The 25,148-nt window shown below is 42.0% G+C and carries 20 protein-coding genes, 2 tRNA genes, 1 rRNA gene and 1 pseudogene; 12 read left to right on the top strand and 12 right to left on the bottom strand.

All coding sequences use genetic code 11. The annotated features are described in order from the left end of the window. From rrf to DFP82_RS02840, 8 genes are all read left to right on the top strand, one after another. A 5S ribosomal RNA gene (gene rrf, locus DFP82_RS02805) occupies window positions 1-89 on the top strand; the annotation flags it as partial. A 101-nt stretch (window positions 90-190) separates the two neighbouring features. Further along, a complete protein-coding gene (locus DFP82_RS02810) occupies window positions 191-598 on the top strand; it encodes a hypothetical protein (RefSeq protein ID WP_245905623.1) in 408 nt (135 codons plus the stop codon). Window positions 599-856: 258 nt separating this feature from the next. Further along, window positions 857-1,159: a hypothetical protein gene (locus tag DFP82_RS02815; protein ID WP_110922232.1), complete on the top strand. Its 303-nt coding sequence runs from the start codon at window positions 857-859 to the stop codon at window positions 1,157-1,159. Window positions 1,160-1,226: 67 nt separating this feature from the next. Then, on the top strand, window positions 1,227-2,066 hold the full coding sequence (locus tag DFP82_RS02820; protein WP_110922233.1) for a TIGR02391 family protein: 840 nt from the start codon (window positions 1,227-1,229) through the stop codon (window positions 2,064-2,066). Window positions 2,067-2,202: 136 nt separating this feature from the next. Then, window positions 2,203-3,660 (top strand): HEPN domain-containing protein, encoded by a 1,458-nt coding sequence (locus DFP82_RS02825; RefSeq protein ID WP_110922234.1) that lies wholly within the window; start codon window positions 2,203-2,205, stop codon window positions 3,658-3,660. 97 nt (window positions 3,661-3,757) lie between these two features. Next, window positions 3,758-4,171: an OsmC family protein gene (locus DFP82_RS02830; protein WP_110922235.1), complete on the top strand. Its 414-nt coding sequence runs from the start codon at window positions 3,758-3,760 to the stop codon at window positions 4,169-4,171. 1 nt (window position 4,172) lies between these two features. Further along, the gene (locus tag DFP82_RS02835) at window positions 4,173-4,637 is read left to right on the top strand and encodes a flavodoxin family protein (RefSeq protein ID WP_110922236.1); all 465 of its coding nucleotides are present in this window, start codon (window positions 4,173-4,175) and stop codon (window positions 4,635-4,637) included. A gap of 79 nt (window positions 4,638-4,716) precedes the next feature. Continuing rightward, window positions 4,717-5,364, top strand: a complete 648-nt coding sequence (locus DFP82_RS02840; RefSeq protein WP_110922237.1) for a DUF938 domain-containing protein — start codon at window positions 4,717-4,719, stop codon at window positions 5,362-5,364. Window positions 5,365-5,782: 418 nt separating this feature from the next. On the opposite strand, the gene DFP82_RS02845 is transcribed toward DFP82_RS02840, so the two are convergent. Continuing rightward, the gene (locus DFP82_RS02845) at window positions 5,783-6,574 is read right to left on the bottom strand and encodes a dienelactone hydrolase family protein (protein ID WP_110922238.1); all 792 of its coding nucleotides are present in this window, start codon (window positions 6,572-6,574) and stop codon (window positions 5,783-5,785) included. A gap of 297 nt (window positions 6,575-6,871) precedes the next feature. Between DFP82_RS02845 and DFP82_RS02850 the strand changes: the two genes are divergently transcribed. Further along, the gene (locus DFP82_RS02850) at window positions 6,872-8,959 is read left to right on the top strand and encodes a catalase (protein WP_110922239.1); all 2,088 of its coding nucleotides are present in this window, start codon (window positions 6,872-6,874) and stop codon (window positions 8,957-8,959) included. Window positions 8,960-9,052: 93 nt separating this feature from the next. Here DFP82_RS02850 and DFP82_RS02855 read toward each other — a convergent pair whose 3' ends face one another. Beyond that, complete coding sequence (locus DFP82_RS02855) at window positions 9,053-9,943, bottom strand: DUF3142 domain-containing protein (RefSeq protein WP_110922240.1); 891 nt, start codon at window positions 9,941-9,943, stop codon at window positions 9,053-9,055. Between the two features lie 19 nt (window positions 9,944-9,962). After that, window positions 9,963-12,236 carry a PA5441 family protein gene (locus DFP82_RS02860; protein WP_110922241.1) on the bottom strand — a complete coding sequence of 758 codons (2,274 nt, stop codon included), beginning with the start codon at window positions 12,234-12,236 and terminating at the stop codon, window positions 9,963-9,965. A gap of 264 nt (window positions 12,237-12,500) precedes the next feature. Between DFP82_RS02860 and DFP82_RS02865 the strand changes: the two genes are divergently transcribed. Further along, window positions 12,501-13,289, top strand: coding sequence for an MBL fold metallo-hydrolase (locus DFP82_RS02865; protein WP_110922242.1), 789 nt, complete (start codon window positions 12,501-12,503; stop codon window positions 13,287-13,289). Between the two features lie 64 nt (window positions 13,290-13,353). On the opposite strand, the gene DFP82_RS02870 is transcribed toward DFP82_RS02865, so the two are convergent. The 6 genes and pseudogenes from DFP82_RS02870 to DFP82_RS02900 form a co-directional block, all read right to left on the bottom strand. Beyond that, window positions 13,354-13,429 (bottom strand) — tRNA-Lys (locus tag DFP82_RS02870). Between the two features lie 160 nt (window positions 13,430-13,589). Beyond that, a tRNA-Lys gene (locus DFP82_RS02875) sits at window positions 13,590-13,665 on the bottom strand. 357 nt (window positions 13,666-14,022) lie between these two features. After that, window positions 14,023-15,972 carry a MacB family efflux pump subunit gene (locus DFP82_RS02880; protein ID WP_245905637.1) on the bottom strand — a complete coding sequence of 650 codons (1,950 nt, stop codon included), beginning with the start codon at window positions 15,970-15,972 and terminating at the stop codon, window positions 14,023-14,025. A 198-nt stretch (window positions 15,973-16,170) separates the two neighbouring features. Beyond that, entirely contained in the window at window positions 16,171-17,508 is a 1,338-nt protein-coding gene (locus DFP82_RS02885; protein WP_110922244.1) for an efflux RND transporter periplasmic adaptor subunit, read from the bottom strand. A gap of 263 nt (window positions 17,509-17,771) precedes the next feature. Then, window positions 17,772-17,948: a hypothetical protein gene (locus tag DFP82_RS02890; protein WP_227680850.1), complete on the bottom strand. Its 177-nt coding sequence runs from the start codon at window positions 17,946-17,948 to the stop codon at window positions 17,772-17,774. A 167-nt stretch (window positions 17,949-18,115) separates the two neighbouring features. Next, window positions 18,116-18,298, bottom strand: a pseudogene (locus DFP82_RS02900) (IS5/IS1182 family transposase); the annotation flags it as partial. A 182-nt stretch (window positions 18,299-18,480) separates the two neighbouring features. On the opposite strand from DFP82_RS02900, the gene DFP82_RS02905 reads away from it, so the two are divergent. Further along, window positions 18,481-19,419, top strand: coding sequence for a 3-hydroxyacyl-CoA dehydrogenase family protein (locus tag DFP82_RS02905; protein WP_110922246.1), 939 nt, complete (start codon window positions 18,481-18,483; stop codon window positions 19,417-19,419). A gap of 363 nt (window positions 19,420-19,782) precedes the next feature. Here the strand turns inward: DFP82_RS02905 and holA are convergent, their stop codons facing one another. The 3 genes from holA to leuS are packed head-to-tail and all read right to left on the bottom strand — an operon-like array spanning window position 19,783 to window position 24,362. Further along, window positions 19,783-20,853 carry a DNA polymerase III subunit delta gene (gene holA, locus DFP82_RS02910; protein ID WP_110922247.1) on the bottom strand — a complete coding sequence of 357 codons (1,071 nt, stop codon included), beginning with the start codon at window positions 20,851-20,853 and terminating at the stop codon, window positions 19,783-19,785. A 60-nt stretch (window positions 20,854-20,913) separates the two neighbouring features. Beyond that, complete coding sequence (locus DFP82_RS02915; protein ID WP_110922248.1) at window positions 20,914-21,615, bottom strand: LPS-assembly lipoprotein LptE; 702 nt, start codon at window positions 21,613-21,615, stop codon at window positions 20,914-20,916. Window positions 21,616-21,674: 59 nt separating this feature from the next. Next, window positions 21,675-24,362, bottom strand: coding sequence for a leucine--tRNA ligase (gene leuS / locus DFP82_RS02920; protein WP_110922249.1), 2,688 nt, complete (start codon window positions 24,360-24,362; stop codon window positions 21,675-21,677). 144 nt (window positions 24,363-24,506) lie between these two features. Between leuS and DFP82_RS02925 the strand changes: the two genes are divergently transcribed. Beyond that, window positions 24,507-25,127, top strand: coding sequence for an STM3941 family protein (locus tag DFP82_RS02925; protein WP_110922250.1), 621 nt, complete (start codon window positions 24,507-24,509; stop codon window positions 25,125-25,127). The last annotated feature ends 21 nt before the right edge of the window (window positions 25,128-25,148 follow it).

The raw sequence follows: 25,148 nt of genomic DNA on the forward strand, positions 1-25,148 counted from the left end.
ACCTGATCCCTTCCCGAACTCAGAAGTGAAACATCGTTGCGCCAATGGTAGTGTGGATTCGTCCATGTGAGAGTAGGTCATCGTCAGCTCTCTATTCAAAGTAAAACCCCCTTTCGCTAACGCGAAAGGGGGTTTTCTTTGCTTGTGAAAAATGCAGTGTAGTATTATCTGTGATATCGGTTTAAAGTAGATGAGTAAAACAATCAATAAAACCAAACTAGAAAGCAAATTAGGACATAAACCGATGTTAATTATCAAACTGACTGATAGCAGAGAAACTCTAGATGACATTGAGAAAGTATGTCTATATTTAACAACGCACAAAGAGTTGTTGCCTTTGATAAACACTGAAGAATGTCATGATATTTCTTATATTTTAAAGCCAACATTTAGAGCTGATCATAACGAGTCTGAAAAGAAAGCTCACTGGGAAAAAGTATTTAATGAGTTTACGCTCGCTGATAATAATGGCGATGAAATGCGTTTTTATAGAGAAAAGCAAACAGACGCTTTATACTTTGGTACTAAGAAAGGGTTCGAGACGCTAGAAAGCATCAATAATGACGAACCTGCCATTAAAAGTAGATTTAACAGCTAAAGTGTATGGATTACTCAAAGGTAGGCACTACTGATTGACCAAACGGTTTTAGACAAGGCGTAAAACGATGGTAATGCTTGTCTTTAACTAGGTTTATACCACACTGCTTATATAGTCGTTGAACTACTAAACCGCTATGGCGTTCCCCGTCCTTAGATGTACTACTTGTAAAATCTGCAGTCAGCTGCCTTGTCCCATTTTAGAGTTCTTTGACTATAGATCTGGTAGGAAAGCGTTAAGTCAATAAAGGAAGGATTTATGTCGATTTGGTCACTAGTTCTAATATCATTTTTGCATATTACGATTGGTGGGGCTTTTTCACTTGGTTTTCTCTTTTATATTTGTGCAGAAAATAGCCCAGATTTATCTGAATTTGAAAATACTGCTCTGTTTACTTTACTCATTGCATATTCAGCCTCTCTTTTGGTGAGCATGGGATTGGCTATTTATTTTTATGTGGCACTTGATAGCGAGTCGTACTACTTATGCTTTTCATTATCTTGGGGTTTGCTCATACTGCTGTTAGGTTATTGGACCTATATTTCAGCGAGAGTTAGCTAATAGCTTATTTGAGACTATTTGGTAATTAGGAATTTTTTTACTATAGATTAGACTGAGGTAAAGAAAGTTGATTAAAGTTAAATTTGCAGGTATTCAATATTTAGGCGACAGCGGTATTACGCAAACATGTAAAGAGGCAGTTATACAGCTCATACATAGTGGTAAAAACATACAAGACGTAAAGATACTTACCTTTGAAGAAACCCATTCAAAAGCCCATGCATTGTTGTTAACCGTTGAATATGACATTCAAATAGTAATTAAAGGTGGTTTTGCTTCTGGTTACAATGGAGAGGCACCAAAAGGATATGCATATGTCTTAAATTTATTGCGCAACTACACAGATAGTATTAATGAATACATAGTCTCAAAATCAACTTTTGAGCGTGTATCTAATTCAAGCCTAACAGTAAAAGATTTAGAGTATATCAATAGTATAAAACCAGTGCGTCCTTCTAGGTGGTATGATTCCGCTTATCTATATAAGGAATGTGAGCGCAGTATTTTTAGTGAGTTTCCGCTTACTATTCCTATGGCACTGCTTGACCCACGCCTGATCCAGCTAGCACTGGATTTTGATAAGAATCCAGATAATGCAATCATGAGTGCATATCGAAAGATTGAATCTATAGTCAGAGAGCGAACTGGCTTAGATCATGAAAGTAGTACTAAGCTGTTTGCAAAAGCTTTTCAAGGTGATGATTCAATTTTGTATTGGGGAAACCTAGATTCAGGCGAATCTAAAGGAAGGGCATCCTTGTTTGCTAGTGTATTTATGGCTTATCGCAACAATCGAGCACATCAAGAACCTCGCCATAATTTGAGCGATGATATTCGAGAATTTATGTTAATCAATCAGCTATTTATTTTAGAAAGTGAGGCAGTTGTGAGGTACGCGCAAGAGTAATAAAATTCCCAAGTGAACTTATCTAACAGATGCAAAAATTTTAGATTAGGTCTGATGGTTTATGGATATCAAACTCAGTAATAATATTGATGTGTTTACTATTTAAAATTTGTATTTTTATCTTAAGGTTACGAAAATGGAATTAGAACACAGTATCTTTAAAAGAATAGAAAATAAAAGGGAGGAGTTTGGCTTACTCTTGAATGCTGCGATAAAGGATGGTCTATCCAAAATTTCCGATAGAGTGTCTTCAAAAAAATATATCAGTGGATACTATAATTGGCCTTCAATTTCGTTTAGAGAAAATGGTTTGCCTAATCTTTCATCATCAAATTTTCAAGAAATTAAAGAGTATAGAGGTTGTTTTGGATCTAAAGAGGGAGACATTATTGCATCAGATATAAATTCTTTTACTGATTTTCTAAAATTTATAAAGTCTAATGAAGAGCTTGAAAGCCGATTTATAATGCAAGAGTGGAAGAAGATAGAGGGTAAGGCTTTTGTAAATTTTATAGATGTATTGATTTATAATATTATAACAAATGGTATTGAGCGTTATATACATGTTTACGATAGTTTTGAGTACAATGAAAATAAAGTCAAAGATATTATTGACGAAATACAAAATTTTGTATTTCTAGGTACATTGCCAGTTGATATAGTAATCCCGATTCTTTTTGTCAATTTTGAATTTGAATCATATGTTTTGTCTGAAGCGATTGAGGTTAGACGGTTGGTAGACAAAGAACACCTAGCTAGATGTAATATAATATCAAATAACGTCAGTGTTCATAAGTCCGTACTTTCTTCGGCAACACATGCATTGGTCTTAAAGGGATGGGAAGTAAAGAATAGCGATTATGATATGGATTTCAATACTTTGAACGATATACGAGCATACCCAACTGATCGTATTGATAAGTTCTTTGCTTCAATACGGCTAGTTGAAAACGTAAGCACAGGATACGCTCAGATATTTTCTCTAGCTAAATCTTGGATTGGACATTGTAAAGCAGACTTACCTTATGCTGTTGGTGCTACTACGCGTTCTTACCCATCAAATTTCGAAGACTACTATTGGAATATTGACACCGTTCCGGTAGTTACAAATATCAAAATGGATGAAATTAGTAAAATATATAGCTTATTAATTGATTCGGAAAAAAACTCAATAGATTTGTCAGTCAAGAGGTTAAATCAATGTCTCGTCCGAGATAGTGAAGAAGATGCTGTGCTTGATGCAACTATTGCACTGGAAGCATTGCTTGCGGATGACGGAAATCAAGAAATGACTCATAAGTTAGCGATGAGAATAGGAGCTTTGGTAAATTTAGATGATTGCTTTAAAAAATCTCCAGAGCAAGCTTTTAAAGATGTAAAAAGTATTTACGCTTACCGTTCAGCGATTGTACATGGAAGCAAAAAACTAGATAAAAAGCGAGTTATTAAGCTTGAGGGCGATAAAGAAACTACAACTCATATCCTTGCCGTAGAGTATCTCAAATTTGTACTTAAAGTCCTACTTGAAAATCCTAAATATCAAGATTCGAAATTAATTGATTCAGAGCTCTTGCTTGGTGGAAAAAACGTCTAAGTAACTGTGAATTCTATGCCTTAGCTTTGTTTCTATTGATACTTTCTAATTGATTAATGCATTTAAACACACAATAATAACCACTAAAGAGAAACCCATGATAACCTCAAAAGTAACCTATCAAGGCAATTTACGTACACAAGCCATCCATCTACAGTCAAACAATCAAATCATTACTGATGCGCCGACAGACAATCATGGCAAGGGCGAAGCGTTTTCTCCCACTGATTTGCTAGCCACCAGTCTGGGCAGTTGTATCTTAACGATTATCGGTATCAAAGCCGAAGCGATGGATATCGATATCTCAGGTACGACCGCCGAAATCACCAAAGTCATGGCTGCCAAACCAAGGCGTGTGAGTGAAATACACATTATCGTTAATTTTCCGCGTGCATTAGATGAGAGCACCTTAAAACGATTTTATAAAACCGCATTAACGTGTCCAGTAGGCAATAGCTTGGATCCTGCTATTACTCAAAACTTAGTATTTCATAATGGCACAGAAGCCTAACATGGCTAATAAGACTTTACTGATTGTGGCTCATGCGCCATCACCCAATACTCAGAAATTGGCGCAGGCGGCCTATGACGGTGCCAATCATCCTGATATAGATATCACTGTCGTTCTGAAATCACCGCAGGACACGCAGCCAGAAGATGTATTGACTGCTGATGCGTTATTATTAGGCACGACTGAGAATTTGTCGTATATGGCAGGGCTGACCAAGGACTTTTTTGATCGTTGTTATTATCCTGTGCTAGAAGAAAAGCAGGGTATGCCATTTGCGGTATATATTCGAGCTGGGCATGATGGGACAGGTACTAAGCTTGCTATCAGAACCATTACCACAGGACTGCGTTGGTCATGGGTGCAAGAGGTGCTGATACTACAAGGCGATTGGCAAGAGGGCTTTGCTGAGCAAGTAGAAGAGTTGGCGATGACGCTAGCTGCTGGGGTCGAGGCAGGTATTTATTAATAGTGAGTGGTTTGGCAATGCCTGTGAATATATTGCAACTACTGCCAAAAGCACCATAGACAGTTTGGAGAGAGCCGTAATGCACCATGATGATGTGAATAGTAAAGTGGATATTTCTGCACTGCCATTTTCCCAAGCGTGTGAGAATAATAAACAGCCTATTTTAGAAGTACTACAAACAGAGTTACAAGACTTTAATCATGTATTAGAGATTGGTTCTGGAACTGGTCAGCATAGTGTTTATTTTGCGCCTCATTTATCACATTTAAAATGGCAAACCAGTGATGTCACTAGTAATCATCGTCACATAATCGCTTGGCATGATGCTTATCCTGCGCCAAATCTATATCCCCCTTTGGCTTTTGATTTAACCATTAACTTAAGACCTATTAACGGCCAATTAAATACACCTTATGATGCGATATTTACGGCCAATACCTTACATATTATTGGTTGGAGTTTGGTCAAAAAGTTATTTGCATTGGCAGGCGATACCTTACAAACGGATAATAAGCTGATTGTATATGGCCCTTTCAATGAGCATGGTGACTATACCAGTGAAGGCAACCAGCGATTTGATGCGATGTTGAGAGCAGGCAATCCTGACAGCGGGATTCGTCATAAAGAAGATGTTGTCAGTTTAGCCAGTGAACATCATCTGCAACTTGTCACTACTTATGCGATGCCTGCCAATAATCAATTATTGGTATTTCAAAAAGCTAAATAGTTAAAGTTTTAGCAAAAACTTTATAATAAAAAAGACATTTCAATAGATCGTTTTTAGATCCTGATTAAGGTGTCTTTTTATTTGGGTTTGCTTAGGGCGTGTTGAACATTCAAATATTAGGGCTGCTGATTGCTAAAATTGCACCAAACTAGGCGCAAGCCGACGATAATGTCGAGACCTTAACTAGGCTTGTAACGACGTTTGGTGCAATTTTAGCATCAGCCTTTCAGGGCAGTACTCTTTTTTGCCAATATATGGCGAAATTGTTTAACCTAGAATGACTAGGCATCAAAAATTTCACTGCATATTGTCTAAAAAATAGTTGCTGCCAGCACCACATTTGAATGTTCAACACGCCCTATATGATTATTGATATTGCTACTTATATTATTGCTAATATGATTTTTATACCGTTAGACTATTTATATTCTTCTGCTAAAAAATCCAAGTAACGTTTCCAAGAGCGCTCATCGGCACGCTCATTATAGTTTTTGCTACCAAACACACTAAAGGCGTGTGGCGCGCCGCTATAGGTGACCATTTCATGCGGTATCTTAGCCGCTTCTAATGTTTTACCCAGTGTCGCAAAGCTTTCAAGAGACACCACCTCATCCGCTGAGCCATGGAACACCAGTATCTCGCCTGTGGTCTTATCATAACTCTGACCGGTTGGCACCTCAAAAGCTCCATGGAATGGTACAAACGCTTTTTGCTCAAATCCTGAGCGTGCCAGCTCTAGCGCAACCGTACCGCCAAAACAATATCCCATAGTCGTGCCTTTTCGCACATCATTGCCTTGCAGTTGTCCTGCCGTTAATGCCCCTGCTAATATCCGACGCATTTTATTACGGTCGTCATATAGCTCACCAGTTAAGCGTTTGTTTTCTTCAATAGACGTCGGGCGAATACCTTGTCCAAACATGTCAGCTGCTAAGACGTTGTAGCCTTCAGTCGCTAACATGTCAGCGCGTTTGCGTTCGTAGTCGGTTAGACCATCCCAATCATGAATCAGTAGGATAAAAGGCGCATTAGGATTATCCGCTTTGGCGTAATAGCCTTCGTAGGCTTTATCGTCCACTGTATAGGTAACGTGTTTGGTCGTGATGGCGGCGGCGGTTTGGCTGATCATTAATGCCATCATGCCCATAGAAGTGCCCAGTACCAATGAGCGAAAGGGAGTGAAGGTGGTATCTGATGAATTAAATAACATAAGTAGCCTCATTGTTTTAGAGTAAAAGAGAAGTAAGCTAACTAAATGGATATTTATTACTGTCAGGAGTAATTACTCTCAACAATACTTTTGGATGATTTATCGTAAAGAATAACTACAATATAGAAATGGACTATTAATAATAGCATGAGGTACAAAATATAATAAAGACGTTTGTTAGTGTGCAAAATTTAAACAAATATCAACAAGGAGTGCCATGAGTTAATCATAAATCTTGGCTAATATTAAATACAGCTCAGCATAGAGCCTACTTTTAACTACTAGCTAGGATGCATAATGAAAAATAATATTGATCATACTGACCCCGCTAAAGATATGAATACGGAACGTGGCAATGGGGGCGAAACCCATCAGCGTGCTGGTGATGACGCCAAAATTTTGACGACGCAACAAGGCGTTGCCATCTCTGATAACCAAAACTCTCTAAAATCTGGCAGTCGTGGCCCCACACTGCTAGAGGATTTTGTATTGCGTGAAAAAATTCATCATTTTGATCATGAGCGTATTCCTGAGCGTATTGTCCATGCGCGCGGTAGTGCCGCACACGGTTATTTTGAGCTGACAGAATCATTAGAAGAATACACCACAGCGAAAATTTTGACCGAGACGGGTAAGCAGACACCTTTGTTTACCCGCTTTTCAACTGTGGCTGGTAACAAAGGTTCAAAAGATACGCCACGTGATGTTCGTGGTTTTGCCGTGAAGATTTATACCGAAGAAGGCAATTGGGATATCGTTGGTAACAACATGCCAATTTTCTTTATTCAAGATGCGATGAAGTTTCCAGACTTGATTCATGCGGTAAAACCTGAGCCTGATCGCGGCTTCCCGCAAGCGGCCTCTGCGCACGATACCTTTTGGGATTTCGTCTCATTAAGCCCTGAAACCATGCACAATCTGATTTGGCTGATGAGTGACCGCGGTTTACCGCGCAGTCTGCGAATGATGGAAGGCTTTGGCATTCATAGCTATCGTCTCATCAATGAAGCAGGCAAGAGCACCTTTGTACGTTTCCATTGGAAGCCAGTATTGGGTGTGCAGTCAACCACATGGGATGAAGCAGTAAAAATATCAGGTGCTGATCCTGATTATCATCGTCGTGATTTGTTTGAATCAATTAACAATGGCGACTATCCTGAATGGGAGTTTGGCGTTCAGTTATTTACCGAAGAAGAAGCCAATGAGTTTCCATTTGACCATTTAGATGCGACCAAACTGATTCCAGAAGAAATGGTGCCAGTGAAGGTAGTTGGTAAAATGGTGCTCAATCGTTATCCGGATAATTTCTTTGCGGAAACGGAGCAAGTCGCATTCTGTCCATCGCATCTACCACCGGGTATCGACTTCAGTAACGATCCATTATTGCAAGGTCGTCTATTCAGCTATCTAGACACGCAGCTGTCTCGTTTGGGTTCGCCTAACTTTGCGCAGATTCCAATCAATGCGCCTAAATGTCCGTTTGCGAATAATCAGCAAGATGGCCATATGCAAATGCAAGTGCCTAAAACTCGTACGCTTTATGAGCCACAGAGCTTAGATCCAACGAGACCTCGTGAAAGCGCCAAACGTGGTTTTGAATCATTCCATGAGCAGTTGGATGATGGGGTAAAAGGTCGAGTACGTGCAGAGAGCTTCGCAGATCACTATAGTCAACCACGTATGTTCTATCGCAGTCAGACGCCGACTGAGCAAGCACATATTGCAACAGCCTATGCCTTTGAGCTGGGTAAAGTGGATACCGCACATGTACGTGCCCGTACACTCAGTCATCTGATTCATATCGATGAAGATTTGGCCAATCGTGTGGCAACCGCGCTCGGTATGGAATTGCCAGAGCCTGCGGATGCCGCTGCACCTGTCCAAGATATGGCAACGTCTAACGCCGTACAAACCATCGGTCTGACACCTGACAGCCTAAAAGGTCGTATGATCGGTATATTGGTCGCAGAAGGCTCTAACAGTAGCGAAATCAAGAAGTTTGAAGCAGCAGCGATGGAGCAGGGTGCTAGCGTAAAAATCGTTGCGCCCAATAAAGAAGTGGTACTGGATGATGGTACTCGTATACAAGCCGATGAGCGTCTCGCTGGTGGCCCGTCAGTGATGTTCGATGCGGTAGTGAGTATCATCATGCCTGAACAGGCTAAGAAGCTCGCAAAAGACAGCTCAGCACTAGACTGGTTCAATGATGCGTATAATCATTGCAAAGCGATTGCTTATTGCGGTGCGACGGATGAATTTATCTTGAGTAAACTCCCCGTTGAAAAAGACAGTTTTGTCACGCCACTGGCTGAACTAGAGAGCTTCATTGAAAATGCAAAGTCTCGTCTGTGGGAGCGTGAGCCAAAGGTTCGTGATCTTGCTTAATATGACGTTTTATTACCATAATCAGAACCAGCCATAGCAATATGGCTGGTTTTTTAGTTTGGGTAAGAGGTTACATCCAAACTACCTTATCCTTTACCGCAAAAACACCACATAACCTTTAAAGTGTGGATTGTTTTCCAAAAACGCTGCGCCTTGCCATTGACCATCTTCAACAATACCAACCTTGAAATCAAAGGGTAAGTTTTCTAACTTTTTTAGATATCGAGAGTAATTGGTCAAAGTAGTCGTTCCTTGATAGGTTTGGATAACCAGTTCATCGACGGCATCACTGAGTTGCATAAACTGAGGGTCCTCAGCTTGGTTGGACCAATCAAGCAATCCAGTCACACTCAATTGATAATGCGCTGGTAGCTGCTGACGAACATGCCTAAGTAATTTTGCATACTTATCCAATTGATAGGTAGGGGCGTCATAGTCTATTTGAATCCCCATAACTTGATTGCCCGCACGCTGCCATTTCTCTAAGCGTTCAATCAGCTGTGCCATCACTTCGTCCGACCACTCTTGACTGGTTGCACGATAGACGAGCCAAATCTTTTTATCACTTAAAGAACGAACACCTAAACCTTGCGGTGTCAGCGTTGCAAGTGCAGCATGAACCGCATTCTCATTGGTATTGGGACGATAATACGGAATATTAGGCGGACGAATTTCACCTTGTAAGATATACAAGGTATGAGCTTGGCTAAGCTTGGCATCATCTTCGGGCGGTGTCCATATCCAAAACTGCTCATAATCCTTAGTATTAATAATCTCATCGCCAGTAGCAGTAGCAGTAGCAGTATTGAGAGAATGAACGCTATTGAGATGACTATCTACTGATTGGGTTTTCTGAGAATTCTCAGACTTATGAGTTGCAGCAGGACTAGTGATTTGATTATAAATAAAAGCCGCAAAAACCAGTACGATTAAGCCAATAGACCTTAATACCAATCCTTTATATTTCTGCTGATTTTTTATCAAATCAATAAGCCCTTAAATATTACCAGTAATATTTCTGATTTTGTGCCCAAGTAGTATGGCTAAAGTCTGATTTTAAACGTTTAAACCAAGCTTTGCGGACTGACATATCTATGTTCTCATCGCTGCACTGGTTACTACCAGAACTTGCAAAACAGCCAATCGCACGATGTAGCGCATAAGCGGATAACTCGTCATCTCGATTGCTAGCAAATATGGACTGATAGATGTCCAGTCGGTTTAGTGCCTGACCTTTAAAACGACTGGGTATATCACCCAAGTAAGGATAGCGATAGCCCGAATCGCTTTGACCAGAAGAATGATAGGACTTGTCATAATCTTCTAGATAGTAAGTGATGGTTGTATCATCCATAAACTCGGCCAGACATAGGGTTCGCAGCCTGTCTTTTGGGTTTTGGCTTAAACGAGTCACTGTTTTCGTTAAGTCTTGGCAGTTTATGCTAGGACTAATCTTTTCACCCTGCCAATTAAATTCACTGAATGTAGGCAAGTATTTCAATGTTTCGTTCTCACTATCAAAGCCTATATATTTTTGTGAGTTCTTTGGAAGGTAGTTCTGCTGGTATGTTAAGTAATCAGTATAGCGTCCCTGTATTAGTGATTTGGCCAGTAGCGCGTAACGAGCCTCTGCGCCAATCGTATCAGTAGCTGAATGACTGTCAGCAACTTGTTTTAAAAGCGCTGGATCAGCAGAATATTTTATCATGCGTATCATTAAATTATGAGATTGTACCGTAGCGTTATTGCCAAAAAGTTTGCTGTAATCATTGGTCTGATCTGCTTGAAGCGCTAACCCCAGCTCAGTTATTCTGTTTTGGAACGGTTGTTTTGGTAATTGATGTAGACGATCCCATATTGCGTTTGCTTCATCGACACGGTCTATCTGTTGTAAGGCTTTTGCTTTTAGGACGTATTGGCTAAATTTTGAGTATGACATCTCGCCTGTCGGTAGCGTGGTTGGTGAATACTTTATGGCAAGTTTTGGATTATTCTCCTGCACGAAATAATAGGTCGCTATGAGATACTGGTACAAATCCATGCGATCTTTAAACTTAGGTTTTAGACGCTCAAGCTCTGTTCGCGTTAGCGGTGTAGGAGCGTTGAGAGAGTCGGCAGGTCTTAAACGGTATAGTGCAAAACTGGTGAGCAAGATTGGGTCATTAAGCTTGTTAATATCGATTGGCTCATCAAAATTTGCAAAGAAGACTTTTTGTTCGATCTCTTCTGGCAATAAGCGACTATCAAGATTAAAGCGTAGTGAGTTTGTATGATCGATTTGCCATTCGATCTCATCAACCAGCTTTTCTTGTTGACCTGCCAGCCAATATAGTCGGCGTTGTAAGCCACGAGCCGAGGCAGTATAGTGGCCGTCTTTGAAGCGGCTAAGATAAGTATTAATCGCCTTTTGAGTGCTAGCAAACAGTCTTGGATCAACGGTCTCACTCTTATAGCGGTAGTCTCCCATGCCATGCTGATAAATACGATTAATACCAGTACGAATCAGCATATAGTTGGCGGTATCGACTAGCCAAGCAAGCCCTACATTGTTACCTGTTTTAAGATCAATCAACGCACTATAGAGATTATGGGCACTGTCAAAGTCTGATTTTTCACCCAAATAAAACAATTGAGTGGCCATAATATAGTCTGCGTATGGCTGAGCATGGATAGACCATTTTAATGGAAAAACAGGTGCGTCCTCTGCTGATGATGTGTCATGACCGAACGAGTCCGTACATTCGCTGCGAATGGCTTGGCGAAACTGCCTCAGTTGTAAGCGTTCTTTAGACGTCAATTGAGTATCAATTTTGAGCGCGCCTTCTAGCGCCTCTTCACCCGTATAAAAACTATTACAATATTCGGCGTAATGACTTTTTTCAGAGTGCTCTAAAAAATTCTGATTGGGGTTTTTGACTTCATTCACAGCCGTTTGTCTTAAAGTCCTTAAGTTTAACGGAAAGTCATGAGCCTGATAAGAGTCTGAGTCATGCGTATTAGGCTCGTCAAAGCGAATTAAGCCTTTATCTGCGAGTAGTAGATATAAGTTGGTTTGGGTGTCATTGCCTGTGTCTAGGATTGGAAAATTAATCTGACATTCGTTATAGGTGCGATTGTCCAATGAAAAATTAGAGCCGCAGTATTCACCACCTCCGGCTTTTGCAGAGATAGAGAGCCCCATTAGTGCTGTGGTCAGTATGGTTAAAACACAATGTTTGGTTATAAGGTTTAAGAAGGGCGGTGTAGGCCGTTTGATAGTTTCTGCAAGGTGATTCATGAATGGCTCATTCGTTATACTTTTGTTGATTGATATAATCATAGCAGAATTTTATTTTAACTGTTCCTTGTTTTATCTCAAACTCAGCCTATGTGCTGAGTTTTTGCTTTTATGAAGAAGAATGATTTATAGTCACAAGCGTTCACTCAAAGTCATTACAATCTACATGGCGAGGGTTATACTAAATTCTATTAAGACGCGTTAAAAGCGTCCTATATAGTAGGGATACTATAAAAGTGACCAATCATGTAGCAGGGAATGCAAATGAGTTTATGTGAAATTGTGCGTTTAGAAGGATATATTCAAAGCACGTATCTGGCGGTGTATCCAGATAAGATTATGCTGCTAGATGGGGCATGTCGCCCTGATGTGCCGATGGTATTAGAGTATATCAAGACAACGTTGCAGCGACCAATAACTGATCTAAAGGTCGTCGTCGTCACTCATATGCATCCAGATCATGCAGGCGGCGCACACAAATTCCGAGAGCAGACGGGTTGCCTGATTGTCTCAGCGGACAAAGATACGCAGTGGTATAGCCGTATCGCTGGGCGTACTATGCACCTTGTCGATATGAATCTTGCGCATTATGTGGCGAGACGTCAAGGTCGCTCTCCAAGAAATCTATATTATCCAGCGCATCTCAAGGCCGATATCACTGTTGGTGAAGGCGACTGCGTGCCTGGGTTTGATGAATGGCAGGTGTTAGAGACCCCAGGTCATACAGACCGTGATTTGTCTTTATTTCACATGCCCAGTCGACAGGTATATACCGCTGATTTGATTATTAAGCTGCGTCACAAGTTTGTCGCACCATTTCCTATCTATGATCCTAAAGTCTATATTCAATCACTCCAAAAAATAAAAGCGTTAAAACCTTCTGTGGTCATGATGGCACATGGGTGTGAGCTGGAGATAGATGAGGCTACTTTTGATATGTTGATTACGCAAGCACCCAAGCATCCACGTACGATTAAAGACACGATCAAGCATAAACTGCTGTGGCGGAAAAATAGCGACTTTACTGTCTTTAAGAAAAAACATAAAAAGTGAAATAGAAATTTAAACGAAAAAAAGCCCAGTTACTATGCGATATAGTAACTGGGCTCTCTAAATATGGTGGGCCGACCGCGACTCGAACGCGGGACCAATTGATTAAAAGTCAACTGCTCTACCAACTGAGCTATCGGCCCTGAAGAGCGTATAAAAAAAGCACTGCTTTTTTAACTCTACAAGTGAATTTACAGTTTCGTAAATTCGGTGAAGTTTTCTAAAAGAAACCTTCTTAAACTTTGTGACTTATTATGCCGCTACCTGATAGGGTAAGGTACATAACAAGCGTAATACTAAATATGGTGGGCCGACCGCGACTCGAACGCGGGACCAATTGATTAAAAGTCAACTGCTCTACCAACTGAGCTATCGGCCCTGAGCGAGGATAAAATGAAGTACTACTTCATCCGAGTGCAAGAGGATTTACATTTTCGTAAATTCTAAAAACTCGATATCAACACTAGGTTTGCATTTAACTGCAAGTCAAAGTTCTTTAAACAAAAACTTTGTTAATCAAACTTAATTTTAATAAGCACATTAAGTTTGTTTCAACGTTTAAAGTTTTTGTATCCCTAAACGTGAGAGCACATTATATATATAATTATGACAATTACAACCCTAAATGACAAAGAAAGTGAAAATATTAGGAAAAAAGTCATATTTTTTCAGAATTTTGCCATTAGAGCCATTTTAGGCTCTAAATATTCTGATTTAGTGCGTTAATTATTAACGATTAGTCTCTAGATAGAGCGTCAACAGGGTCAAGTTTGGCTGCATTGCGTGCTGGTAAGAAGCCAAATACGACACCAATCAGTGTTGAACATATAAATGCAGCAATAATAGAGGTGGATGAGTAAATAACTTTAAAGCTATCGCCAGCAAAATTATTGATGAGCTCACCGATAGCGAACGCGAGTCCAATGCCTAGCAGACCACCTAAAATACAGACCAGTACGGCTTCTATTAAAAACTGCTGCATGATATCGCTTTGCCGTGCGCCAACAGCCATTCGCACACCAATCTCATTGGTACGCTCAGTGACAGACACCAGCATGATATTCATCACGCCAATACCACCAACTATTAATGAGATAACAGCAACGGATGAGATAAGCAGCGTCATCGTGCCTGTCGTCGACTCAATGGTTTGACGGATAGAGTCTGAGTTGCGAAGCTCAAAATCATCTTTGCCGTGGCGACCCTCTATTATGTCGGAGATAGCTGACTCAGCTGCACTGGATGAGATACTGTCATCTAATAAAGCCACAAAGCTATCAATATTTGCACTGCCGGTGATACGTGACATCACCGTGGTATAGGGCATATATATAGTGGGTGTCGAAATATCTGGACCAAAACCGCTATCATTTTCTTCGAGTACGCCAATCACGCGTCCAGGTACACTGCCGATGAGTATCACTTCACCAATAGGATTATCAATGTCTGCAAAAAATGCATTCTTAGCATTGTCATCGAGAATGATATCTTGACTGCGCAGCTTAATACTTTGCGAATCGAAACCTTGACCAAGTGCTAGCGTCTCACCAGTAACTTCTAGATAATACTCACCAACACCATTAATGGTCGAGTCTTCCTGCACGCTGCGATAGCGTACACTAGAGCTGGCATTGACTTGAGGGCTCACATTGGTAACATACGGTTGACTGCTGATCGCATCTGCATCTTCTGGTGTGAGGTTGTCGTCATTATATTTACGTCGCGGGTCGCCTCTAGGGTATCCATCATTGACGGTGATGGTATTGGTTCCTAGCGAGCTGATATTTGAGAGAATTTGCTGCTGAGAGCCTTGACCAAGACCAACGATAGAGACAACCGCAGCGATACCGATGATAATACCTAACATGGTCAGCAGGGTGCGCATCTTGTGTGCACGCATGGCGAGCAAGGACATCTTAAAGGCTTCGAGCAAACGATCGACAAAGCTAGCAAAGGCGCTTTTTCGATGTCCACCGAGGATAGAATCAGGCTGCCGCGTTGTCGGTTTATAATGCTCAGTTTTATAATCAGCAATGACATAACCATCTTTCAGCTCAATCACGCGCTCGGCTTGGGCGGCAAGTTTGGGATCATGAGTGACCATGATGATGGTATGACCTTTAGCATTTAGGTCATGTAAGATCGCCATCACGTCTTCGCCAGATTTGCTATCTAGTGCACCAGTTGGCTCATCTGCTAAGATCACATCGCCACCATTCATCAAGGCACGAGCAACAGAAACACGCTGCTGTTGTCCACCTGAGAGCTGACTGGGTCGATTGTTTACTTTTTCTCCAAGACCTAGATCGGTTAATAGCTCTTCGGCACGATTGATGCGTGCATCAGTATTCATACCAGCGTATACGGCGGGGACGGCGACGTTGTCTTTGGCACTGATATCACCAAGCAGATGATAGCGCTGAAAGATAAAGCCAAAATGCTCTCGGCGTAACTCAGCCAGCTCATCAGCGTCTAGCCTATTTGCTGATTGGCCGTAAATCTTATAGTCACCAGCCGTCGCTTGATCTAAGCAGCCCAAGATATTCATCAGCGTGGACTTACCAGAGCCAGATTGACCGATGATCGCGACCATTTCACCTTGATTAATCGTTAAATTAACCTCGTGCAATACGCGAATGGTTTGCTCGCCGGCAGCAAACTCTCGAATAATACCAGACAGCTCCATAATTGGCTTGTCAGCGGTAGTTGCCGTATTAGTATTATTCGGTGAGTTGTTTTCTATCGAGGTGCTAGCGTTGTTGGGCGGCTGTTTAGCAGATTGAGATATAGTCATAGCAATGTCTTTAATCAGAGATAGTGAGTGTCGTGATAAAAGGGCCAAGGTTTTTCAGCCCCTCCATCGTTAACATAGTCAAAGAATTAATTACATCCTTGGAGTACCAGGTATACGAGTACCACCACCACCTTTACCTGAAGCATTGGCACTACCTTCACCAATAATGACTTGCTCACCTTCTTCCAATCCGCTTAAAATTTGCGCATTTACTCGGTTATCAATGCCTACTTCTACTGTGCGAGATTCTACTGTGCCGTCATCATTTAGTACGCGTACAACCTTGCTGGTTTTTGCTTGACCTTCCGTTTTATTTTTCGTAGGTTTTTCTTGTATGGCTGCTGATGGCACAAGCAACGCATCTTTGGCTTGATCGATGATGATGTAGATCTGGGCGGTCATATCAATGCGGAATAAACGCTCAGGGTTTGGTACTTCGACATAGCCCACATAGTAGATCGCAGCATCCGTCGAGCTGGTATCACTAATCTCTTCAGGTGCTGGTTCAATGGCTGTCAAGGTCGCATCATATTGTTGGTCTGGATTACCGATGATATTGAAGTAAGAAGGCATCCCAGCACTGACATTGATGACATCTGCTTCGGATATTTGCGCATTGATACGAACCGTTGATAAATCGGCTAGAGTGACCAGAGTCGGTGCCGTTTGATTGGCGTTGACGGTCGTGCCTTGCTCAGTCGTGATAGAGACCACCGTACCGGACATGGGCGCACGAATAGTGGTATAGCTGAGATCTTCCTCTGCTGTGCTTACATTCGTCTCGGATATGCGTATGGCCGCCTGTTGACTATTAATATTAGCGTTTGTAGTAGCGATGGCTGCTTTTGCTGTATCAATGGCAGCACTCGCATTGGCAACCGCTGCTTCGGCTGTCTCAACACTAGTCGCTTGCGTATCATACTCCTGCTGAGAGATTGCATCGATGGCAACCAAAGACTGCAAGCGGGCAAAGTCGGACTTTGCTTGTTTGAGCTCAGACTGACGGCTAGCAAGGTCGGCATAGGCACTTTTTAGACTGGCTTGCTTGCTTAGCGCTTCTGCTTTTGCACTTTGAAGTGCGGCTTCACTTTGCTGAAGGCCGGCTTGTTGATTGCTTAAATTGTTGTTCTGCGTGACCTGATCAATCTGTGCAATCAAATCGCCTTTCTGTACCTCATCACCGACTTCAACATAGAGACGAGTTACTTCACCAGAGACCTGTGCACCGACATCAACCGTATTTAAGGCTTTGACTTTGCCTGAAGCCATGACATTTTGTTCAATATCACCGACTTCAACAGCCGCTGTCAGGAAGTTAGGTTTTTCTTCTTCTGGTTTCAACGTGGCATAAGCCAACGCCGCCAATGCTGCAATAATCAGGACAATGACGCCCCATTTGATAGCAGATTTTTTGCTTATTTTGCGCATAACAACAATCCAATGACAGTAAACTCAAGTATGGTTATAGTAGATGCTTCATCCCTAAAAGGGAATGGCAATTAGTTTAAGAAAGGTTAAGGTGTTTTTGAACGTGGTTGGAATAGAGGAATAATAGAAGTTGAGTGATGAATAGTAAAAATGGGTGAGTCTGAGAATGATAGAAAGGGCAAAAGCTGTGCTAGAGATGGTGATAGGTGTCACTGTCTAAAGCGTCGCATGTGCAAGACAGGAATGGCGATAGTGATTGATATTTATCGCGCAGTAAACAGGCGCTTTCCCGCTAGCTCTAATGCCGCTTGTAGTAATAGCACCCAAGCTGGCTGACAAACCAGTCCTTTGATGGCTTGGTCACAGCGGTATAAGAGCGCAGGAGATACTTTTAGATCAGATACTACGGCCTTCTCATCCGTCCATGGCACAAACTTCATTAGGGCGTGTCCTCATTTTAAAAATGGTGATAAAAATGAGATAAATTGCCGTCAAACGAGGAAAATAGTGCAGATAATATCGAGATATTGACCAACTATTTGACGGTGTTTGGCAAAATTTAGCTATTTTTAGCCCATTTAAAGGACACTCGTTTGAATTGAGGACATGCCCTAATATGAGTACCATCTATAAATACCCGCTCAAGGTCTGAATCTGTGATTAGGGTCTGTTGAAGTAATCGGTAGATCACGGCAAGGACAGCCAACGTGCATACGATAAAGACGCCTCCAACCGTTTGTCTCACATTCTCTTTGTTATAAACATTAAGTTCCAGTAATATAAGTTTCAGTCTGGTTCAGTGTTCATCTTTGAGTATTATGCGAGGCATAGGAAACGAGGTCTTTTGGTGTAAGAACTTAAAGATTAACGGTTTGCTATTTTTATCATCACATTATGACCAATGTTCAACACGCCCTGAAGGTTTGTTGGGTAGTCTGCGTCATACAATCCAGATATAAAGGAATATAGAAAATGGAAAATATTACAATTCTTGGTGCTGGGACGATGGGGCATTCAATTGCTTTATCAGCAGCATGGGCCAACCAAACCGTAAACATATACGGCATCGATGAATATGATCTTGAAAACGCTGTTAAAGGCTTGAATAATAAGCTCAAGGTAATGACTGAAAACGAGCTGTTTACATCCGAACAAATGAACGAAATTAGACAACGTATCCAATTTACTACTTCCCTAGAAGAAGCAGTGTCGGAGGCAACTTTTATTATTGAAGTTATCCCTGAGGTTTTAGATTTAAAAAAAGAGCTATATAGCAGGTTGGAAGCGTTAGTTGAAGACGATGTAGTGATTGCCAGTAATACCTCAGGATTTACACCGAGTATATTAGCGGCGGATATGCTGCATCCTGCACGTTTTGTTGTAACCCATTTCTGGAACCCAGCTCATCTCATTCCTTTGGTGGAGGTGGTAAAAGGCGAGCATACAGATGCAGTTACAGTCCAGCGAGCAATGGATGTTTTAACGTTGATGAACAAAAAGGCAATAGTACTTAACAAAGAAATCCCAGGGTTTATTGGGAATCGTTTGCAGTATGCACTGTTTCGGGAAGCACAGGCATTATTAGATGCTGGAGCTGCTTCAAAAGAAGATATCGATGCTGCTGTGACCTACAGCATAGGCCGCCGGCTGCCTGTGACAGGGCCACTGATGTCTGCGGATATGGGTGGGCTAGATGTCTGCTCGTCTATTTCCAATTATTTATTCGAAGATTTGTCGACAGATCAACGTTCAGGTAAAGTGCTGTCTCAACTTGCGAATGAAAATAAGCTAGGAAATAAAACAGGAGAGGGCTTTTATTCGTGGGAACCAGATGTGTCGGCAAAAATGAATGAAGAACGGGAAAAAACACTGATTTATTTCCTCAAAAATGATTTAAAGGCAGGAATATAAAAATTAAAGTAGAGGCTGCCCTCATTTTTAGCCCATTGAGGCGATTTCGTTCAGATTGAGGACACGCTCTAGATAACCAGTTCAGTTCCTGCGTGACCCATTGTTTTAGCTGACGTAATTGACGTTTTGGGTCACTGTAGTTAAAACGCCTATCACATTAATTATTCAAAATAGATGGAAATACTCTTTTGAATAATTAATGAGTCAGTGGTATCAAGCTCTGGCGTTAGGTATGAGACAAGCATAAACGCTTAGAATGACTAAACTTACTATTTTTAACGTCGAACTGTCTAAAAAACAATCTCTGCCAGTGCCATGATCGAATATCAAACACGGCCTAAGTTATTGAATTTTTCCAACCAATCAAACGGTAAATAAACGCTTTCCTGCTAGCTCTAGTGCAGCTTGTAATAATAACTCCCACGCTGGCTGGCGAACGAGTCCTTTGATTGCTTGGTCACAGCGGTATAAGAGCGCAGGCCATTCAGCCGTTTGCGTTTTTGATTGGCGACGGCAGGCTTGTTGATATAACCCCTGTTTGCTGCGCCAAATGCCAAGCGCTTGCGGATCTTGTCCATCCATCAGTTGTATAATCTGACGCATGTCTTTGCTAATTGCCCATAATACTAAGGTCGTCGGCTCATCAGTCGCTTTGAGTTGAAAGATGATTTTTGCCACTTGCGCGCTATTACCTGCCAGCATTGCATCCGACAAATCAAACACGCTAAATTGAGCGTCACTGACCAGTGCTGCTTGTAAATCTTTGATATCGAGTGCTACAGTATTTGTAGGCTGTGCAAAATCGCCAGCTGTTTCGGTATCTTCATGAGGAGCCATTAACTGCGGCGCAAACAGATAAGAGAGTCGCCACAAGGTTTGATAAGCACTTAATAGATGATGCTCAGTATGTGACATCAGTAGTTGCCATGCTTCTTGAGACAGCCGTAACCCAAACTTTTGAGCCTGAATCTGCAATAGCTGCTGCCGTTGCTGCTCGTTGTATAAATTACAATCAATGATGTGACCGTATTGAGAAAATGGCGCAAACCACTTACTGCTCTGGCTACGTTTGTCTTGCTTAGGCGTAAGCCATAATACACTATGACCGTGTGTACCTGCTTGTGCTTCAATCGCAAAGCGTTCGAGCTCAGCAATGACAGTTTTATCGGGCTTATGATTGCCGGTCACGATCAAGGCGCTGGCATCATCAAACAATGATTGGCTACCCAACTCTGACAGTACTTCTTGCCAGCTTTTGACTGATATCAGCTCTATGCGCTTGATGGCATAATTCTGCGCGCGCCAATGTGGACGCAGCGCATCGATAAGCCATTGACTCAGCAACGGCTCATCACCGTGTGCCAGCCACAAGCCCGCGACTGCAACGGAGGGTTGTAGTAGTTTTGGATAGGCTTGTATAAAGGTATCTTGCATAAATAGATGGGTAGTACACAGGTTAATGGAAATAAGTATGGAGCGTATCGTAATAAGACACTAAGGTGTTGGTACGACCACGGCTGTCGATGCTGAGCCGTTACCGATTTTCACTGGTGTTTTAGTGCCAGTGGACGGTACTTTAGGCAGAGAGATAGCAACATATTGGTCAGTGATACGGCGTGCCAAACTGTCGTAGAGCCATTCGCGAATTTGCTCGCCTTGCTGATCATCCGTACTCACCGAGGCATCATTGTACTGATAGCTACGCTCGATTTGGATAGGATTGCTCAGTGTAACGGGCTTACCATTTTCAGTGGTTTGATAGCTAACATCTGCTGATATGATCAAGCGAATCTCTGTTAATACACCGACTAATTCATACTGTCTAAAGCGCAGGTTATTGACGCTGATAACAGAAACAGGATCAGCGCTGGCTTGTTTATTATTAAGCGCAACGTCTGCGGCTGTCATGTTACTAATAACATCGACACCTAATGTTTCTAGACGTCGCGTTAATGGTAGCTTAAGCGGGAAGGCGGTGCGATTGTCTTCGATAATGACCGCTGTTTTGGCAACATCGAGGAGCATCGGCGCATCATAACCACGTAGCTGAAAGCCGCAACCACTAAGCGCAGCCGTTGCACCGAGCACCGTAAACATCGGCAGTGCAGTAAGTAATGCAGTCACTAGCTTTTGTCCGCCGGACTTTTTTGCAGTAGGGCTTTTGCTACTTGATGGGGCTTGCTGCTTATACGACATAATCGCTATCCTCAAATGATAAGAAGGCTTAGATAGAACATCTACTAAGCCTAAAATATCTAACCTACAACCACGATATTCACGAGTTTATTCGGGACGACGATTTCTTTTTTGATTTCGCCAGTGATGAATTTTGCCACGCTTTCCATGGTTCGAGCTTGTGCTTTTAGCTGCTCTGGATCGCTATTTGGCGCCACATCCATCTTACCGCGCATTTTACCATTGACCTGTACGACCATCGTGATCATATCCTGCACCAGTGCAGCTTCATCAACGGCTGGATAGTCCAGCGTGACGGTGTCTAAGCCTAACTGCTCAAGTAAGTGCTCACCAACGTGCGGTGCATACACTGATAACATGATAAGCAAATCAGTCACTGCCTCGTGCTGTACTTTTAGGTCTTGCTCATTAGCTGCCTTAAAGCTCGTCAGCTCATTAGCAAGCTCCATAAGGCTTGATACTGGTGTGTTCAATGCCAAACGATCACCTAAATCATTATCAATTTTGGCAATGGTTTCATGGGTCTTACGACGTAAGTTTTTGGCTGCTTTGCTCAAATCGTCAGTATTCAATGCTTCGCTATTGAGCGTCGCAAGATCTAAGTTCGCTGCGGTAAGTGCTTGCGTGTGCTCTGTTGCCAGACGCCAGACTTTTTTGACGAAATTATAAGGGCCTTTTAGGGCATCGTCTGACCATTCTAGCGTTTGATCAGCAGGCGCAGTAAATAGTGTGTACAGACGAACCGTATCAGCACCATATTTGTCGATGGTGATTTGTGGATCGACACCATTGTTTTTTGACTTAGACATTTTTTCGATTTTGCCAATGGTTACTGGCTGTCCATCAGTCTTTAAGATGGCTTTGATCGGCTGACCACGCTCGTCATAATCGATATCGACATCTTCGGTAAAGTAATAAGTGGTACTACCATCAGCGTTGACACGATAGAAAGTACCTGCAAGTACCATACCTTGGGTCATCAAGTTGGCAAACGGTTCGTTTCCTGAGACTAGGTTTTCGTCACGCATAAGCTTATGGAAGAAACGTGCGTAAAGTAAATGCATAACTGCGTGCTCAACACCGCCGATGTACTGGTCGACAGGCAGCCATTTGTTGGCAGCAGATTTGTTGACCATGCTTTGTGCATCATTCGGGCTAGCAAAGCGCGCATAGTACCAGCTTGACTCAACAAAGGTGTCAAAGGTATCGGTTTCACGCTCAGCAGGGTTACCACATTTAGGGCAGGTGGTATTTACAAATTCTGGAATGTTTTTGAGTGGGTTGCCGCGGCCATCAGGAACGACATCAGTCGGTAGAATGACTGGCAAATCTTGCTCTTCGACAGGTATCGTACCGCAATGTTCGCAATTGATCATTGGAATAGGGCAGCCCCAATAGCGTTGACGCGATACACCCCAATCACGTAAGCGATATTGAATTTTTTTCTTGGCCAATTCTTGTGGCTCAAGCTTGGCAAGCATCGCTTCGAAAGCTTGCTCAAAGTCTAGATCATCAAATTCGCCTGAATTGACTAAGGTATTGCGTTCAGTATAGGCAAGATTGATTTTAGTATCATTCGCTTTGGCATCTGCTTCTGCTTCATCAAAATAACCAGCAGGTACGTCGATAACTTGCTTAATAGGCAGGCTGTATTTGGTTGCAAACTCATAGTCACGCTCATCATGTGCCGGTACTGCCATGACCGCGCCTGAACCGTAGCTCATTAGGACATAGTTGGCGACCCAAACAGGCACTTCTTCACCCGTCAATGGATGCGTTACGGTCAGACCTGTGTCCATACCGATTTTTTCAGCTTTGGCCAAGTCAGCTTCAGCAACTGAGCCTTTTTTGCACAAGGCACAAAAATCTGCAATGGCTTTATTATTCTCAGATGCATACTGTGCGAGTGGATGCTCAGCGGCAACGGCAACATAAGTCACACCCATCAAGGTATCAGGGCGGGTAGTGAACACGTCTAAAGTGTTTGTTTCACCAGCCAACTCATATGGGAAATGCACTTCCATACCCGCACTACGACCAATCCAGTTGCGCTGCATGGTCAATACTTCAGATGGCCAATGCCCTTCCAAATCATCCAAATCATCCAATAGCTCATCGGCATAATCAGTGATATTAAAGTAGTACATTGGGATGTCACGCTTTTCGACTGCAGCGCCACTACGCCAACCTTTGCCATCGATAACTTGCTCATTGGCCAAGACGGTATTGTCAATCGGATCCCAGTTGACAGTCGCTAGCTTTTTGTAGACTAAGCCTTTTTTGTATAACTGCAAAAATAACCACTGTTCCCACTGATAATACTCAGGGCTACAAGTGGCAAATTCACGTGACCAGTCAATAGATAAGCCTAGTAATTTAAGCTGTGCACGCATGTTGTCAATATTGGCAAACGTCCATTTGGCAGGTGGTGTTTGATTGGCAATAGCAGCGTTTTCTGCTGGCAGGCCAAAACCATCCCAACCCATTGGTTGCATGACTTCATAGCCTTTGAGGCGGTAGTAACGGCTCAGCACATCTGAGATGGTATAGTTACGCACATGGCCCATATGCAGCTTGCCACTTGGGTAAGGGAACATAGACAGCATATAACGACTTGGCTTGTCGCTAGGCTCATTACCTACTTCATAGCGCTTGTCAGTTGCCCATTTGGCTTGTTGCGCCGCTTCGATAGCTTGTGGGTTATAATAATTGTTTTCTGCTTGGTCAGATGTCACAGTATTACTCATAGTGGGCTCTAGATTGAATATTTTGATAAGAAAATTAGATACGATAGAATAGCGCAAATCGGCAAAAAATGCGATGGGGCAACGTAATAATAGAGCAGTATTAAGAAGTATATAACGACTTATGAATTGATAGTAAGGCTAGACATGCAAAAACTAAAGAAAGGTCAGGTATTAAAGTATCCTATTGATTTGTATTTATCAAAAAAGAACATAGCGCTTATGCTTGCTTTGGGTATGTTGCTTTTCCCCTTGTTTTTTTATGGAATACCTTGGGCACAAGAAAAAAATGATTGGCTTTTTCTGATGAGCATATGGTTTTTCATCGTTTTAATTTTTTTTGGTGTGATTGTAGTGTTACTCACGCTAATAAAAGGTAAGCCTGTCTTGCAAATTACGGATACAGGTATAACGCTTCTACAAGTTATTCGACGACCACAACAGAGATATTTGTCATGGCAGGATATTGAATGTATAGGCATCGATTGTCGGGTTGTTAAGCACCACGAAATTTGGTTGCTAGTGATTCAGCCCAAGCAAGGCAAGCTCATACAACTCCCGATAAAACCTATGAGATATAAAGACGCTATCTTGAATGAGATGGAGGTTGTACATCTAGTGCAACTCGCCTTTGAAGGCCAATCCGCTATACACTACAAACCGATAGAAATGGAGAGAATGAAACTGCTCACGCCAAGAATGAAGTGGCTAATATTAGCCTTGATTCTGATCTGTCTCGCTGTTTATCTATTTCTACTTTTTAAGTAAAACGCACATAATCCATATTAT

It is taken from the genome of Psychrobacter fozii, from assembly GCF_003217155.1.
Classification (GTDB): domain Bacteria; phylum Pseudomonadota; class Gammaproteobacteria; order Pseudomonadales; family Moraxellaceae; genus Psychrobacter; species Psychrobacter fozii.

What these genes read in the sequence shown, in the direction of transcription:
- DFP82_RS02810 (WP_245905623.1), top strand. Translation starts at nt 191, where the DNA reads ATGAGTAAAACAATCAATAAAACCAAACTAGAAAGCAAATTAGGACAT.
- leuS (WP_110922249.1), bottom strand. Translation starts at nt 24,362, where the DNA reads ATGAGTAATACTGTGACATCTGACCAAGCAGAAAACAATTATTATAAC.
- DFP82_RS02880 (WP_245905637.1), bottom strand. Translation starts at nt 15,972, where the DNA reads ATGGAGCTGTCTGGTATTATTCGAGAGTTTGCTGCCGGCGAGCAAACC.
- DFP82_RS02915 (WP_110922248.1), bottom strand. Translation starts at nt 21,615, where the DNA reads ATGTCGTATAAGCAGCAAGCCCCATCAAGTAGCAAAAGCCCTACTGCA.
- DFP82_RS02850 (WP_110922239.1), top strand. Translation starts at nt 6,872, where the DNA reads ATGAAAAATAATATTGATCATACTGACCCCGCTAAAGATATGAATACG.
- DFP82_RS02890 (WP_227680850.1), bottom strand. Translation starts at nt 17,948, where the DNA reads ATGAAGTTTGTGCCATGGACGGATGAGAAGGCCGTAGTATCTGATCTA.
- DFP82_RS02845 (WP_110922238.1), bottom strand. Translation starts at nt 6,574, where the DNA reads ATGTTATTTAATTCATCAGATACCACCTTCACTCCCTTTCGCTCATTG.
- DFP82_RS02840 (WP_110922237.1), top strand. Translation starts at nt 4,717, where the DNA reads ATGCACCATGATGATGTGAATAGTAAAGTGGATATTTCTGCACTGCCA.
- DFP82_RS02905 (WP_110922246.1), top strand. Translation starts at nt 18,481, where the DNA reads ATGGAAAATATTACAATTCTTGGTGCTGGGACGATGGGGCATTCAATT.
- holA (WP_110922247.1), bottom strand. Translation starts at nt 20,853, where the DNA reads ATGCAAGATACCTTTATACAAGCCTATCCAAAACTACTACAACCCTCC.
- DFP82_RS02885 (WP_110922244.1), bottom strand. Translation starts at nt 17,508, where the DNA reads ATGCGCAAAATAAGCAAAAAATCTGCTATCAAATGGGGCGTCATTGTC.
- DFP82_RS02830 (WP_110922235.1), top strand. Translation starts at nt 3,758, where the DNA reads ATGATAACCTCAAAAGTAACCTATCAAGGCAATTTACGTACACAAGCC.
- DFP82_RS02815 (WP_110922232.1), top strand. Translation starts at nt 857, where the DNA reads ATGTCGATTTGGTCACTAGTTCTAATATCATTTTTGCATATTACGATT.
- DFP82_RS02925 (WP_110922250.1), top strand. Translation starts at nt 24,507, where the DNA reads ATGCAAAAACTAAAGAAAGGTCAGGTATTAAAGTATCCTATTGATTTG.
- DFP82_RS02860 (WP_110922241.1), bottom strand. Translation starts at nt 12,236, where the DNA reads ATGAATCACCTTGCAGAAACTATCAAACGGCCTACACCGCCCTTCTTA.
- DFP82_RS02865 (WP_110922242.1), top strand. Translation starts at nt 12,501, where the DNA reads ATGAGTTTATGTGAAATTGTGCGTTTAGAAGGATATATTCAAAGCACG.
- DFP82_RS02835 (WP_110922236.1), top strand. Translation starts at nt 4,173, where the DNA reads ATGGCTAATAAGACTTTACTGATTGTGGCTCATGCGCCATCACCCAAT.
- DFP82_RS02825 (WP_110922234.1), top strand. Translation starts at nt 2,203, where the DNA reads ATGGAATTAGAACACAGTATCTTTAAAAGAATAGAAAATAAAAGGGAG.